This is a genomic window from Rohdeia mirabilis (assembly GCA_007750655.1).
GTDB lineage: Bacteria > Planctomycetota > UBA1135 > UBA1135.
Genome location: CP036290.1, coordinates 1,582,381 through 1,595,470, shown reverse-complemented (window position 1 = coordinate 1,595,470; position 13,090 = coordinate 1,582,381). Strand labels below are relative to the sequence as shown.

Below are 13,090 nucleotides of genomic sequence, written 5' to 3'. Positions count from 1 at the left end.
CGGGGCCCGTCGTTCGACGCCGAGTCGGACCCTCGTGGTGTGGCTCACGCTCTTGGGGGACGGCCTTCCTTCACGCCGGCATCTGCTCGCACGCGCGCTGCGGCGTCGGGCGTCCGGCGAGATCCACGGCCGGTACACGTCGAGGAAGGCGAGTCGCCGGTGTGCCACGGGGCGCCTTCCGTACGGGGTGCCGAGCGGCCTCCAGGGGATCACACCGCGAACGAGGGCCGCACGGGATCGCGCCCGCCGCGCCGCCGTCAGCGGCGGCCGTCGCGATCGTCCTCGCGATCGTCCTCGCGATCGTCCTCGCGAACGGTGTCGCTCGGCGCATCGGGCGGCGTCGACCGCAGCGGCACAGCACCGGGTCCGGTGCGCGGCGCCTGCACCGCCTCGAGCTCGACCACGAGCTGCGCCCAACCGTCCAGCTCGAAGTGCTCGACGACGATCGCCACCGTGCGCGCCTCGGCGACCTCGAACTCGACCGCCTGCTCCTTCGGTGCGTGCCAGGTCCAGTCGTCGAGCACGGTCGTGCCGTCCACGCGGATGCGAATGCCGTCGTCGCTGACGGTGCGCAGGCGCCAGGTGCCGGCGGGGAGTTCGATGCGCGTGGTCGCCCGCGTCCCGAACCGATCCACGAGCGCTTCGTCCAGATCCGAGTCGACACCGAGGCGCTCGAGCGCGCGCGCGGGGCCCAAGCCTTCGAAGGCGAGATCGAGGCCTCGAACCTCGCTGCTCGCGGCCGCGTCGAGTGCTTCGATCAACGGGGCGTCGTCCTCGCGCGGGTCGATCGACCAGGCTGCGAAGCGCACGTTCCAGCGCACGTCGAGCACGCTGCCGTCCAGTTCGACGTCACGCACGTCGTCGCCGTTCGCGACGCGTGCGCGCAGGCGGTAGCTGGCGCTGACCTGGCCCGCTGCGGGTCGCACGACGACGACGGCTGCGGCCAACCCGTCGGGTCCGATCCCGGCGGCGCTCGGGGGCGACTCGGGCTGGCCGTCCGCGGTGCCTGCGTTCGCCCGAACGACCTCGACCTCGACGGCACCCACGAGGACCTCCACCTCGACCAGTCGCGTACCGGCGGGACCGAGCAGTCGGTAGCGGTCGAACGCACCACTTCGTTCGAGCGGCTGGAGCCACGGCGTCGTCCAGTCGTACGGTCCCCACTCGCCCACGACGACGAACTCGCGTCCGCGCCGCCGCACCGGTCGCGCCGCGCCCTCGAGCCCGACCTTCCGCAGGGTCGCGATCCGCACGAGGTCCAAGCTGGTCGCATCGATCGCTTCGAGACCGACGCTCTCGTAGTCCGAGGACGCGCCGGGCATGGGGCGCAGTGCCGCGCGCGACGTCTCGTCCGCCACCAGGAAGTCTCCCGTCGCATCGGTCGCCGTCGTCCCGGTCTCGACGAGTTCGAGCGTCGTCCGCCCCAGCGGCAGGTTGCCGACGATCCAGTTGTCGCGCGCGCCCCGGCCGTTCGCCTGGACCCACGGAGTCTCGGCGAGGCCGGCGTCCTCGTCGGTCCACAGGCGCACGTCGACCGCGTTGGACTCGAACAGGTTGCCGGTGATCGAGAGACGGCGCGCGTGCTCGGCGTTGACGGCGCCGCGCTCGCTCCCGTAGCCGTCCGTGCCGTTCGCGACGAAGCGATTGCCGAGCACCGAGGTGTCGCGCGAGTAGCCGAGCCAGGCGCCGCAGATGGCATTGCCCTCGAAGAGGTTGCCTTCCACCAGATTGCCGAACGAGAACGTGAGCTCGAGGCCGTGCGCCGCCGCGAACGACAGGTCGTTGTAGCGCACGATGTTGTCGTCGTTGCCCACGCGCCGGTGGTCGAAGGGCGCGCCGTCGGGGCCCGGGGGCGGAGCGACCTCGCCGAGCGCCTCGCGCCCCGCGAACGCGAACACGCCGTCACCACCGTGCGTGAGGGAGTTCGCGAGGATGCGGTTGTTCGAACACTGCTCGAACATGAGCAGCCCGGCCGAGTCCTGGCCGCGGTTGTAGCGACCGTGGGCGTAGCCGCGGACGCAGTGGTCGAAGCGGTTGCCCGTGATGCCGCAGTCGACGCTGCGCCACAGCGCGCAGCCCCAGCCGGAGAGGTACGACGCGTCGCAGTCCCAGACGCGCGCGCGCGTCGCCCGGTCGAGGACGATGCCGTTCTGCACGTCGCGCGCGAAGAGGCGCACGATCTGGACGTCGCGAGCGTCGCGCACGCACAGCCCGGCGCCGTAGTTCGCGAGCCACTCCCCCGCGTCGTTCGCGTGGGGCCAGAGCCAGTCGGAGGGGTCTTCGCGCTCCCACGTCGAGCCGAGCCGCTGGCGGAAGTTGTCCGACACGTCGGCGTCCTCGACGCGGGCCGCGAAGGCGCCGTCCACGAGGATGCCAACCTTGAAGCCGCTGACGCGCGCGCCGACCAGTTCGACCCGTTGACCGCGGACGACGATCCCCGTCCCCGCGTAGGCGTCGGGTTCCGTCCCCGCCGCGCGACCGACGAGCCGACCCTCGCACTCGACGCGGATCGACGAGCCCGTGACGTGGACGACGCCGTCGCCGTTCACGTCCCGGATCGGTTCGGCGGGAAAGACCAGTCGGCACGAGCGATCGACCACGGTGTCGTCGCCGCGCACCTCGACGATCGGGAGCGTCGTCGCGTCCTGCCCCGCGGCCAGCCGAAGCCCGCCGAGGGCGAGACCGCACGCGAGCGCGACGAGGGATCGAGTCGGAACCTGCATGCGCAGACGATACGACTCCCCGCGCTCGCTGCTCATCGGGTGTCGGACGCGGGCCGAAGAATCGTCGAGCGGTGTGCGACACTGATCGACGCTCCTCCGCGGGAGAGCCGCCAACGAGCGCGACTCGAGCGGACGCGCCCCGGCACGTGGCGCCGGCGGCTGCGCACCGATGCGAACCTCGAAACGGGCCACAGCTGGGGTCGCTTCGGGGCCGATCCACCTCGGATGCGTACGCGTCTCCTCGCCGCCGTCCTGTCCGTCGCCCCGCTCCTGTCCGCGGTGCTCGTCACCTCCGGGTGCGATGCGGGCAGCGGTCCGCTGGCCGTCGCCTGGCCCCCCACGGTCGGAGCGGTCTACCCCGACCTCGACCTACGCGGGCTCGACGGTGAACGCGTGCAGCTCTCGTCGCTGACCGGTCGCGTGCTCCTGATCGAGCCTATCGGCATGACGTGAAAGGCCTGCAACGCGTTCGCAGGTGCGAACGATCCGGACGTCGGCGGCGTGCACGGTCAGCGCGGACAGGACGACATGCCATCCCTCGAGGAAGCGGCCGAGGACTGGGGTGGTTTCGAACTCGACGCGGACGATCTCGTCGTCGTCCACCTCCTCTTCTACGGCTACGACATGCAGACGCCCAGCCTCGCCGACGCGCGCGAATGGGCGGAGCACTACGGACTCCTGGACCGCCCGAACCACGTCGTCCTGGTCGGTGACGCGAACCTCTTGACCGGTGCGACGCGCTCGATGATCCCGGGCCTGCAGGCCGTCGATCGCGACTTCGTGCTGCGTTTCGACGGCGCTGGTCGCCGCGCGCCGCACGACCTTTGGACCGAGGTCCTGCCGGGCACCGCGGACCTCTTGGCCGGATCGTGAGACGCTTCGCGAGCGAGTGACGAACGCTGGCTCTCAGGCACTGCCGCCGAACCAGCCCTCGTCCTCGCGGACTTCGTACACGACGTCGGGGTCGCGCGCCATCTGGTGGATCCGCTCGGCCCGCCCGCGCACGAGCTCGCGATCCGACTCCAGGGGGAGCAGCGCCTGCGAGGCCTCTGCCAGGCTGTCGACGTGGCCGAGCAGCACCGTGCGGCGATCCTGGTCGGACTGCGCGAGAACGAGCGAGGCGAGCATCTGCATCGTTGCCAGTGAAGCGTTCCGATCTGCTGCCACGTACTGCCGCGTCTGCCCGAAGACTCGCTCGCAGAACGCGCTGTACGGGACGGCGTGGCTGATGACGCGCAGTGCGCCGTCGTCGTCGTAGCGGAACGGGCCGGGCGTCCGACGCTCTCCCAGGGTGATGAGTGAGCGCTCGAGCCACTGCAGGCACGCGATCGCCGTGAACGGATCGTTGACGCCCGGTGAGAGCGCGCGCGCAACGATCTCCACCAGTTGGTCGACGAGGAACAGCGTGTTCTGCGTGGGTGTGCGCTCGCCGCCCCAGGCGAAACACGCGCGCAGCTGCGACTCGAGCTCGTCGTCGACCGCGTCCTTGGGCCAGACGTGCAGCAACAGATCGGAGTCGGTCGCGAAGTCCCCGGGCCGATACTGCAGGCGCACGATCAGGTCGCGTTCGGTCGCCAGCTCGAGCAGCCCATCACCATCCACCGCCTGCAGGTACCCGGATGCCGCAGTCGCGACTTCGTGGGGCTCTTCCTTGCAGAGCGCAGGCCGCTCGACTCGGTCGCGCTCGCGCTCTTCGGGCGTCGCTCCGATCGGTTCGGGAAACAGCGTCGTGATGCTCGACTCCAGCTCCCGCCCCACCGACTTCGAGATGTTGGAGACGTCGATCGTCTCGGGCACGTGGTGGATGAAGTAGATGAGAACGCTCACGCTCGACAGCGCCAGAGCGATGCCGCACAGGACCGAGATCTGCGGGACGAAGGCCTGGAACGCGCCTGCCGCGCCGGCGCTCGTCGCCAACTCCTGCGCACCACGCACGGAACGGATCACCATCAGGCAGTAGACGTAGGCGGCGATGAACGTCCCCAGAGTCACCTGGTTACCGCGGTCGCGCATGAAGTTGCCGATCAAGCGTGGTCCGAACTGCGCGGCCGCGAACGAGACCGACAGGATCGTCATCGAGAACGTGACGCCCGCCACGGTGATCATCGAACCCGCGATCGCCGCGAGCACGCTGCGCGCGGACTCAGGGGTGTTCGCATCGAGGAACGGGACGTGTTCGAGCCACGCGTCGCCGAACGTGCGATCCATCCAGAGCGTGACGATCGAGAGCGCGATGGCGCCCACGACCATCACCGCCGGCACGAACCAGTAGCTGGCGCGCAGGCGGTAGAGGTACTTGATGATGAGCGCGTGCATCGGGCGAGGCTCGGGACGGAGGCGAGTTTCCCGGCGCGATGGTAGTGCGACGGCCCGACGATCGGCGCGCGAAGCTGGTCGGGCGTCAGGATCGGTTCGCCCAGGTTTTGGGCCCGGACCGGTCCGAGCGCGCGCTGCGTACGGAACCGACGTCCCGCATCAACTCGATCGAGCGAGCAGCGCATCGGCGACGCCTTCCGAGGACGCCGGGTTCTGCCCCGTGACGAGCAGCCCGTCCTCCACGACGAACGGTTGCCAGTCCGGGCCCTTCTCGTAGGTGCCGCCGTTCTGCTTCAGCCGATCCTCGAGCAGGAACGGAACGACTTCGGTGAGCCCGACGGCCTGTTCCTCGCTGTTGCTGAAGCCCGTGACGCGTTCGCCCCCGGCGACCGGCTTGCCGTCGGCTCCCTTCGCGTTCACGAGTGCGGCGGGCGCGTGGCAGACCGCTGCGACCGGCTTGCCCTGGGAGAGGAAGGCCTCGATCAACGCGATCGAGGTCGGATCGTTCGCGAGGTCCCACATGGGGCCGTGACCGCCCGGGTAGAAGACGGCGTCGAAGTCGCTGGCGTCGACCGTGGAGAGCGGCACGGTCGACGCGAGTCGCCGCTGCGCATCGCCATCCGCGCGGAAGCGGCGCGTCGCAGCGGTCTGGGCGTCGGGCGCGTCACTCTTCGGGTCGAGCGGCGGCTGACCGCCCTTCGGCGAGGCGAGGGTGACCTCGGCGCCCGCGTCGACGAGGCGGTAGTAGGGCGCGGCGAACTCCTCGAGCCAGAAGCCGGTGGAGTCGCCGGTGTCGCCGAGACGGTCGTGTGAGGTGAGGACGATGAGGACGTTCACGGAAGATCCCTGGTCGGGGTGCGTGCGATGGCCGAAGTCGTCCACGCGCCGCTCGAGCGGGTGCCCGTCGGCCGTGTCCGGTCCGTGGCCCGCGGACGCGAGGAGTTTCGGGACGAGGGGCACACGGATGCGGTCCCACCCTGATGGGCCGCGCGTCGGCGGCGCCGGACGCATCGTTTTTCGATAATTTTCTCGCCGAAAGGGGGCTACCGATGCTTATTGAATATCGATAACGCAGATCGACTGGCGATCCGCGCCTCCCCCCCCTCTCCCCAGCCCGAGCCACCCATGCCCACCACCACCAAGGACCCGCTCCTCTCGCTCGCCCGTGTCGTCCTCGTCGGCCTCCTCGGGCTCCATGGCTTCGCGATCGTCATGGTGGCGATCGGCATCGGCGCGGTCCTGACGATCCAGCGAGGTGAACTCGAGACGGACATCGTCGAAGCCGGACTCGCCAGCGCGTCCTACTGGGTCGTGGTCGCGGGCCTGTTCGGCGTCCTGTGCGTGTTGATCCTGGCCCTGCGCTTCGTCGTCGAGCTGCGCCGCATCGTCGCCTCGGTCGAGCTCGGCGACCCGTTCGTGCCCGAGAACGCCGACCGGCTCGTGCGGATGGCGTGGGCGGCGCTGGCGATCCAGGTGCTCGGTCTGATGCTCGCGTCCGCCCACGAACATCTGGGGACGGTGGCCGACGAAGGCGCGGAGTTGCTCGGAGCCTCGGGCGGCGGCTTCGCACTGGCCCTGACGCTGTTCGTGCTGGCGCGCGTCTTCCGCATCGGTACCGCGATGCGCGCCGAACTCGAGGGGACGGTCTGATGCCGATCCAGGTCAAGCTCGACGACCTCCTGAAGCAGCGGCAGATGACTCTCACCGAACTGGCCGAACGCGTCGGCATCACGATCGCCAATCTGTCGATCCTCAAGACCGGCAAGGCGAAGGCGATCCGATTCACGACGCTCGAGGCGATCTGTCGGGAGCTCGACTGCGAGCCGGGCGATCTGCTCGGGTACGAGAGCGAGGCGTGATACGGGTCGGAACCGGTGCCCTGGGGCCGTGCGAAGGCGCCTGGGGTCTGGGGTAGACTCGCCCGGCCACAGCGTTCGACGTGCATGCGATCGAACGGGTGCCACGAGTCAGATGGGCGACCCCCTCGCAGTCTTCTTCTTCGCCGTCATCGACCCGATCGGGACGGGCCCCGTCTTCGTCGCGGGGACGCGCCGCCACTCGGAACAGGAGAAGCGGAAGATCGCCCTGCGCGCGACCGTCGTCGCGGGCGGCATCCTCCTGTTCTTCGTCGTCGCCGGCGAGCCGATCCTGCGAGCGATGAACACGCCCCTCGAGGCGTTCGAGATCGCGGGCGGCATCGTGCTCTTCCTCTTCGCGATCTCGATGATCTTCGAAGAGAGCAAGCCGGAGGAGGAGGTGAAGCTCGTGCGGGCGACGAGCGAGACCGCGACCTTCCCCCTGGCCGTGCCGTCGATCGCGGGCCCCGGCGCGATGTTGGGTGCGGTCCTTCTGACGGAGAACCAGCGCGTCGGGCTGTTCGAGCAGGTCCGTACCACGCTCGTGATGTTCGCCGTGCTCGGCATCACCTGGCTGTTGATGCTCGCCTCGAGTCGCGTGCGGCGCGTGATCGGCGACAGCGGTGCCAGCATCGTGAGCCGGGTGATGGGCATGATCCTGGCCGCGGCGGCAGTCACGAGCGTGCTGACGGGGATTCGCGGCTACTTCGGCATCTGAACCATGACTCCCGAGATCCTGTTCGTTCTCGTCGTCACGGGATTGGCGGGTGCGCTCTTCATCTCGGGCCGCGTGCGACTCGACGTCGTAGCCATCCTCGTCGTCCTCGCGCTCGTGTTGGGCGGAATCCTGTCGCCGGCGGAAGCGCTCGCGGGCTTCGGCAACCCCGTGGTGATCATGGTCGCCGGGTTGCTCGTCATCAGCGACATGCTCGCTCGCACGGGTGTGGCGCAGCTTCTCGGTCAATGGCTGGGGCGCCACGGCCGAGGGAGCGAGGTGCGCCTGATCGTGCTCATCAGCCTCGTCGTGGGTGTGCTCGGCTGCTTCATGACGAATGCGGCGGTCGTCGCGATCTTCCTACCGGTCGTCCTGAGCCTGGGGAACACGACACGTCTCAACGCGTCGCGACTCCTGCTTCCTCTCGCCTACGCGGGTCTCGTCAGCGGCATGCTGACACTCATCGCGACGGCGCCGAACCTGGTGGTGGCCTCCGAACTCGAGCGGGCTGGTTTCGAGCCCTTCGGCTTCTTCTCCTTCACGCCGATCGGAGGGGCGGTGCTGCTCGTCTTCGTCCTCTACATGATCCTCGTGGGACGACACCTGCTGCCCGGCGCGCCCGTCAGTGCGCCGACCACGCCGGCCCGCAACTTCGACGAGCTGCTCTCCGAGTTCGACCTGCTCGGAACGGCCAACCGTCTGCACGTTCCCGCCGGATCACCGCTCGTCGGCCGGACCTTGGCCGCTTCCGAGATCGGTTCGAGGTACGAAACGCGCGTGATCCTCCTCGAACGTGTCGGTCGCCTCGGCCGAGAGGTCTTGACGACGCCCGCGGCCGAGACCGAGCTTCGCGGTGGCGATGTCCTGGTCGTCGGCGGGCCCGGCGAAGGCCGGGAGAAGATGGTCCACGAGCTCGGGCTTCGCCTGCTGCCGACGACCGCCGGTGATCGTGAACGCTGGATTCGCGAGGCAGGCATCGCCAAGGTGCTGGTCCATCCGGAATCGAGCTTGATCGGCCGCACGCTGCGTGGGATCGCCTTGCGCTCCACCTACGGCGTGCAGGTCCTGGCGGTGCGCCGCGCAGGCGGAGCGCTCGACGGGTTCCTGGACGAGGAGCTCGCGAGCGGCGACGCCTTGCTGGTGATCGGGCCGTGGAAACGGATCCGACAGCTGCAGAGCTCGCTCCGCGACTTCGTCGTCCTCGCGCTGCCCACGGAGATCGAGCACGTCGTCCCGGCCTGGCGCCGTGCCCCGATCGCAGTGACCATTCTCGCGGTCATGGTCACGCTGTCCGCCTTCGAGATCGTGCCCGTGGTGGTCGCCGTACTGATCGCCGTCCTGCTCGCGGTCGGCTCTCGCTGCCTGACGATGGAGCAGTCCTACGGCGCGATCCAGTGGAGCACGATCGTCCTGATCGCCGGCATGATGTCGATCACCCGAGCGATGATCTCGACCGGAGCGGTCGATCTCGTCGTCGATCAACTGGTCGCCGGTATCGGCGGCTACGGACCGCACGTGATGATGACCGCGCTCTTCGCTCTGACCGCGGCGTCCAGCGCGGTGCTGTCGAACACGGCGACCGCCGTGTTGCTCGCCCCCATCGCCATCCGCGCGGCGAGTTCGTTCGAGATCGACCCTCACGCGTTCGCGATGACCGTGGCGATCGCCGCGTCCGCGGGCTTCGTGGTGCCGATGTCGAGCCCCGCCATGATGCTGGTGGTCGGGCCCGGCAAGTACCGGCTCACGGACTTCGTCGTGGTCGGAATCCCGATGCTCGTCCTGACCTGGATCGTCACCATGCTGCTGGTGCCGATCCTGTTCCCGCTCGTCTAGCGGGCTGGCACCTCGTCGAGCGCACTCGCAGCGCCCGCTCGCTCGCGAAGGAGTGCCGGAACGACACGAGTCCACGGCCGTTCGTCGAGCCGGGTCGTCGCGCGTCGCCAGCGCTGAAGAAGGTGACGCGAGTGCGGCACCGAAACGCCGACTACCGCGCCTTGCTGATCTTCAGCTTCTCGACCTTGGCCCGCTTCTTCACGGACTCCTCGCTGCGGGTGAGCGCCGTCGCGATCGCTTTCAGACTCATGTCCTTGCCCGCCATGAAACGAAGCTTCCCGATCTCGTCGGGCGTCCACGGCTGCCGGTGTCGTTCGAACTTGCTGGCCATGCCGTCACTCGTCTCCGCCGCCTGGGGCCGGAATCGCTGAAAGAGGCTCCGTGGGCCCGGCCTCGTGTCACCAGTCCGGTGTCACCAGTCCGGCATCACCGGCCGAGCACGGTCGCTCGAGGACGGACGAGACCTGGGGTGCCGTTGAATGGTCGGGGCGAGAGGATTCGAACCTCCGACCTCTGCAACCCCATTGCAGCGCGCTAGCCATGCTGCGCCACGCCCCGACCGAGGGACGAGGAGGATAGCGACGGCACCAGGGGGCGGCAAGCGCGGGGACGGGCTTCCGAACGGATGGGCGCGGTCGCAGGTCGAGGTCTCGGGGCCGGGTTCGGTGGCTCGTGGACTCCGAAGGGCTCGGACCCGCCTATAAGAGGACCGTGCCTCGCCTCTACCGCTCGCTCCGCTCGTCCGGATCCACCGCCCGTCACCGCCACCGGACCTGGATGGTCTCGATGAGCTGCGCCACGTTCGCCTGGGGCTGCTGGTGGACCGATCTGGTGATGCAGCGCTTCGTCCCCGACCTGCTGCCGAGCATCGCCCTGGTCGCGACGATCGCCAGCCTCTTCGCCGGCGTCGGGTTGATCTGCGGATTCCTCTGCCTGCGCGGCAAGAACCGACTGTGGCTGGCCATCGCCGTGATCCCGATCCTCGCGAACGCCAGTCTGCTCGCCACGCCGTTCCTGCTCGGGAGCACCCATGGCCTGGCCGAGTACCGCGAGCAGGCACCGGAGACCGGTGCGGGCGAGGTACCGGACTCCGCCGAGGACAACTCGGCGCCGGGTTCCGCCGTGGGCGCCCCACCGCGCTAGCTCGGGCCCCGCGCTCGCGCGCAACGTGCTCGAACGGGCGACGCCCCCCCGCCCGATCCCCTCCGGTCGAGTCGAACCGAGTCGACCGAGGTCGCGCCGCAGCGAGCGATCAACCGATGCGCTCGGCGCCCATCAGCATCATGGCGCCGGTGATCGTCGTCACGATCGTGAGCGCTACGATCGTCCAGGCCAGGCGCCCGTGCAGCTTCCGCCACCGCTCGTCGCGCCACGTCAGAACGCCCGTGATGGCCGGCAGCAGGTAGCAGACCGTCGTGATGCGCGCGAGGTTCAGATGGATCGGGGTGATCGCACCAGCCGCTTCGAGGTCGTAGATCTCCCCCACCCGCAGGGCGTACACGATCGCTCCGCCCAGCAGGCCGAGAGCGACGATCACGAACGTCACGTGCAGACGCCGTCTGCGCCGCAAGCCGGTCGCGACCACGACGCCGAGCGCCGCCACCGTCAGCAGCAGGAAGACGAAGAACCCGACGATCGGTGTCATCGGGCGTCGAGCTCGAGGCCTTCCATCTCGCCGACGGGCACGCGCTCCATCAACGCCGTCACCGCGGCACTGGGATCGCGTTCCTCGAAGAGCACCGCATGGACCTGCTCGGCGATCGGAAGGTCGCTCGGGCGTGCTTCGCGCTCGGGACCGAAGAGGGCGCGTGTCGTCCACACGCCCTCGGCGACCATCTGCATGTCGTCGAGCACCTGGGTCAGTGTCGCACCGCGTCCGATCGCTTCGCCCACGCGGCGGTTGCGCGAGTGCTGACTGAAGCAGGTGGCGATCAGGTCGCCGGCGCCGGCGAGACCGAAGAACGTGCGCGGACGCGCGCCGGAGTCCTGGCCGAAGCGCGCCGCCTCGATCATGCCGCGACTGACCAGTGCCGCCTTGGCGTTGTCGCCCAGCTCGAGGCCGTCGGCGATGCCGGCGGCCAGCGCGATGACGTTCTTGTAGGCCGCGGCCAACTCGGCGCCGAGCGGATCGTCGCTGGTGTAGACGCGAAAGCGCGCGTGACTGAACAGGCGCTGGGCGAGCTCGGCGGCCTCCGCGTCCTCGCTGGCCGACAGCACGCTGGCCGGCAGACCGCGCGCCACCTCCTCGGCGTGGCTGGGCCCGGTCAGCACCACGAGCGGACGCGGCCCGAGCACCTCGCGCAGGATCTGCGTCGGTCGCCGCAGGGTCTCCATCTCGAGGCCCTTGCTCGCGCTGAAGATCGGGACCGTGCCGCCGAGCGCGTCCTCGAAGCGCGCCATCGTCGCGCGCAGGTACTGGGTCGGGACGACCGACACGGCGGCGACGACACCGTCCGCCGCTTCGAACGGATCGGCGGAGAGGTGCAGTTCCGCGGGCAGCTCGACGCCCGGCAGGTAGGGCTCGTTGCGGCGCGTCTTCGCGAGTCGCTCGAAGGACTCGGGGAACGCGCTCCACATGGTCACGCGATGGCCGGCCTCGACGAGTTTCAGCGCCAGGGCCGTGCCCCAACTGCCGTCGCCGATCACACACACTCGTTCCTGGGTCATCGCGTCGTCCTCTGGTCGTGGGTGGTCGTCGGCGCCGGGCCGTTCGAGTCGTCGGGTGCCGCGCGCCGCGCACCGATCCGCGGTTCGGTCCCCTTCAGGATGCGTCCGATGTTCGAGCGATGGCGCCACAGGATCAACACCGCCAACGCGCTCGACCCCGCTCCCAGGAACGCGCCGTCGACGTGGGCGGGAGCACGCCACCAGGCAGCGGCCGCGAACGCCACGGCCATGGCGAGCGAGGCGACGCTGACCATGCGCGACAGGCCGAGGGCGACGAGCCAGCTCGCACCGCCGACCAGGAACACGAGCGGGTCGATCGCGATCAGCGCGCCGCAGCCCGTGGCCACCGCCTTGCCGCCCTTGAAGCGCAGGTAGACGGGCAAGACGTGCCCCACCACCGCCGCGGCGCCGAACAGCACGGGAACAGCGACCGACACGTCGCTCGCGAAGGGCGCATGTCCGGTGGACCAGGGGGCGAAGAGTGCGGCCGGAACCCACCCTTTCGCGAGGTCGAGCAGGAACGCCACGAGGCCCAGCGGTCTGCCGAGCACGCGCATCGCGTTCGTCGCGCCGATGTTGCCGCTGCCCACCGTGCGCAGGTCGACGCCCTTCACCAGGCGCACCATCACGAAGCCGAACGGCACCGCTCCGAGCAGGTAGCTCGCCAGCAGTCCGAGGAGCACGCGCGGGTCCGCGAAGGTCGACGTGGCGTCCGCGAGGCCGATCGGCAGGGACAGGTGGGGCGCGAGATCCATCGCGCAAAGAGCCTAGCGACCGCCGCCCCGATGCCTCGCGCCGAGCTGGATTTGCCAGTGGGTGTCGCACACCGGTCGAGGAGCTCCCGACCGGTGTGCGACAGCGACCGACGGAACTCCTTCGATCGGTGTCGCACGCCGGTGGGAGATTCCTCGACCGGAGTGCGACACCTCCCGCGCGACGACGGCGTCCACGGGGCGGCCGCGACACCATCCACGACACCA

Annotated in this window: 14 protein-coding genes and 1 tRNA gene; 7 read left to right on the top strand and 8 right to left on the bottom strand. The window is 69.7% G+C overall.

Going from position 1 to position 13,090, the window contains the following annotated elements:
• Window positions 1-257: 257 nt before the first annotated feature.
• Window positions 258-2,723: a right-handed parallel beta-helix repeat-containing protein gene (locus Pla163_RS05925; RefSeq protein ID WP_419186365.1), complete on the bottom strand. Its 2,466-nt coding sequence runs from the start codon at window positions 2,721-2,723 to the stop codon at window positions 258-260.
• A 225-nt stretch (window positions 2,724-2,948) separates the two neighbouring features.
• Here Pla163_RS05925 and Pla163_RS05920 point away from each other — a divergent pair, with 225 nt between their 5' ends.
• The gene (locus Pla163_RS05920) at window positions 2,949-3,176 is read left to right on the top strand and encodes a hypothetical protein (RefSeq protein WP_145185027.1); all 228 of its coding nucleotides are present in this window, start codon (window positions 2,949-2,951) and stop codon (window positions 3,174-3,176) included.
• A gap of 75 nt (window positions 3,177-3,251) precedes the next feature.
• On the top strand, window positions 3,252-3,596 hold the full coding sequence (locus Pla163_RS05915; RefSeq protein ID WP_145185024.1) for a hypothetical protein: 345 nt from the start codon (window positions 3,252-3,254) through the stop codon (window positions 3,594-3,596).
• A 33-nt stretch (window positions 3,597-3,629) separates the two neighbouring features.
• On the opposite strand, the gene Pla163_RS05910 is transcribed toward Pla163_RS05915, so the two are convergent.
• Window positions 3,630-5,039 (bottom strand): DUF2254 domain-containing protein, encoded by a 1,410-nt coding sequence (locus tag Pla163_RS05910; protein ID WP_145185021.1) that lies wholly within the window; start codon window positions 5,037-5,039, stop codon window positions 3,630-3,632.
• Between the two features lie 159 nt (window positions 5,040-5,198).
• Window positions 5,199-5,876 (bottom strand): type 1 glutamine amidotransferase domain-containing protein, encoded by a 678-nt coding sequence (locus Pla163_RS05905; protein ID WP_419186509.1) that lies wholly within the window; start codon window positions 5,874-5,876, stop codon window positions 5,199-5,201.
• A gap of 288 nt (window positions 5,877-6,164) precedes the next feature.
• Here Pla163_RS05905 and Pla163_RS05900 point away from each other — a divergent pair, with 288 nt between their 5' ends.
• The 4 genes from Pla163_RS05900 to Pla163_RS05885 all read left to right on the top strand — a co-directional run bounded on the left by Pla163_RS05900 (window position 6,165) and on the right by Pla163_RS05885 (window position 9,443).
• Window positions 6,165-6,689, top strand: coding sequence for a DUF2975 domain-containing protein (locus Pla163_RS05900; RefSeq protein WP_145185015.1), 525 nt, complete (start codon window positions 6,165-6,167; stop codon window positions 6,687-6,689).
• Window positions 6,689-6,898, top strand: a complete 210-nt coding sequence (locus tag Pla163_RS05895; RefSeq protein ID WP_145185012.1) for a helix-turn-helix domain-containing protein — start codon at window positions 6,689-6,691, stop codon at window positions 6,896-6,898. Before Pla163_RS05900 ends, Pla163_RS05895 begins: the two co-directional genes overlap by 1 nt.
• A 112-nt stretch (window positions 6,899-7,010) precedes the next feature.
• On the top strand, window positions 7,011-7,613 hold the full coding sequence (locus Pla163_RS05890; protein WP_145185009.1) for a MarC family protein: 603 nt from the start codon (window positions 7,011-7,013) through the stop codon (window positions 7,611-7,613).
• Between the two features lie 3 nt (window positions 7,614-7,616).
• Window positions 7,617-9,443, top strand: coding sequence for an SLC13 family permease (locus Pla163_RS05885; protein ID WP_145185006.1), 1,827 nt, complete (start codon window positions 7,617-7,619; stop codon window positions 9,441-9,443).
• A 151-nt stretch (window positions 9,444-9,594) separates the two neighbouring features.
• Here Pla163_RS05885 and Pla163_RS05880 read toward each other — a convergent pair whose 3' ends face one another.
• Both Pla163_RS05880 and Pla163_RS05875 read right to left on the bottom strand, forming a co-directional pair.
• Window positions 9,595-9,774: a hypothetical protein gene (locus tag Pla163_RS05880; protein ID WP_145185002.1), complete on the bottom strand. Its 180-nt coding sequence runs from the start codon at window positions 9,772-9,774 to the stop codon at window positions 9,595-9,597.
• Window positions 9,775-9,923: 149 nt separating this feature from the next.
• Window positions 9,924-10,001 (bottom strand) — tRNA-Pro (locus tag Pla163_RS05875).
• Between the two features lie 228 nt (window positions 10,002-10,229).
• Between Pla163_RS05875 and Pla163_RS05870 the strand changes: the two genes are divergently transcribed.
• Complete coding sequence (locus Pla163_RS05870; protein WP_145184998.1) at window positions 10,230-10,586, top strand: hypothetical protein; 357 nt, start codon at window positions 10,230-10,232, stop codon at window positions 10,584-10,586.
• Between the two features lie 109 nt (window positions 10,587-10,695).
• On the opposite strand, the gene Pla163_RS05865 is transcribed toward Pla163_RS05870, so the two are convergent.
• Genes Pla163_RS05865 through plsY form a run of 3 tightly spaced genes read right to left on the bottom strand, consistent with a single transcriptional unit; the run spans window position 10,696 to window position 12,865 of the window.
• The gene (locus tag Pla163_RS05865) at window positions 10,696-11,088 is read right to left on the bottom strand and encodes a hypothetical protein (RefSeq protein ID WP_145184995.1); all 393 of its coding nucleotides are present in this window, start codon (window positions 11,086-11,088) and stop codon (window positions 10,696-10,698) included.
• On the bottom strand, window positions 11,085-12,110 hold the full coding sequence (locus Pla163_RS05860; RefSeq protein ID WP_145184992.1) for an NAD(P)H-dependent glycerol-3-phosphate dehydrogenase: 1,026 nt from the start codon (window positions 12,108-12,110) through the stop codon (window positions 11,085-11,087). Before Pla163_RS05860 ends, Pla163_RS05865 begins: the two co-directional genes overlap by 4 nt.
• Complete coding sequence (plsY, locus tag Pla163_RS05855) at window positions 12,107-12,865, bottom strand: glycerol-3-phosphate 1-O-acyltransferase PlsY (RefSeq protein WP_145184989.1); 759 nt, start codon at window positions 12,863-12,865, stop codon at window positions 12,107-12,109. Before plsY ends, Pla163_RS05860 begins: the two co-directional genes overlap by 4 nt.
• Window positions 12,866-13,090: the final 225 nt, after the last annotated feature.